This is a genomic window from Salinisphaera sp. SWV1, assembly GCF_052044155.1.
In the GTDB taxonomy this organism is placed as follows: Bacteria; Pseudomonadota; Gammaproteobacteria; order Nevskiales; family Salinisphaeraceae; genus Salinisphaera.
Genome location: NZ_JBQDYE010000155.1, coordinates 1 through 577, shown reverse-complemented (window position 1 = coordinate 577; position 577 = coordinate 1). Strand labels below are relative to the sequence as shown.

Sequence of the window (577 nt, the reverse complement as noted above, 5' to 3'; positions counted from 1 at the left end):
CAATACATCAATCTTTTTTTTAATGATTCGTGGACTAGCGAGATCTACACATAGTGGCACCCCCTTGCCTACTCGATGCACTTCCGATCCTCGGGCTTACGCACAATGAGCCGTGGTTTTTTCTATTGAGCATGTCGGCGTGGCTTGGCTTTTGTACCTGGGCCTGTGCGCACTTCACGAATAACGTCGCGTATGCATTTCAACTGGCGGGCTACACGGCTGCCATCATCGCCTTTCCGATGGTTAATATTACTGAGGCCAGCCAGCTGTGGGATATCGCTCAGGCGCGCGTTTGCGAGGTGATTGTCGGCATTTTGTGCGGCGGCATGATGATGATGATCCTGCCTAGCAGTTCCGATGCTACAGCCCATTTAACCGCATTGAAAAACATGCCCGGCCGACTACTTGAACATGCCAGTTTACTCTGGCAGCCTGAAACAACCGATGCCATTCGTGCAGCACATGAAGGGGTGATTGGGCAGATACTGACCATGAATTTGCTGCGTATCCAGGCTTTCTGGAGCCACTATCGTTTTCGCCAGCAAAACGCGCGCCTTAATGCGCTGCTCCACCAGCA

General features: G+C 52.0%; 1 pseudogene. It reads left to right on the top strand.

Annotated features, from left to right (window positions below):
- Positions 1-92 precede the first annotated feature (92 nt).
- Positions 93-577 (top strand): annotated as a pseudogene (locus tag ACS8YF_RS19985) (FUSC family protein); the annotation flags it as partial.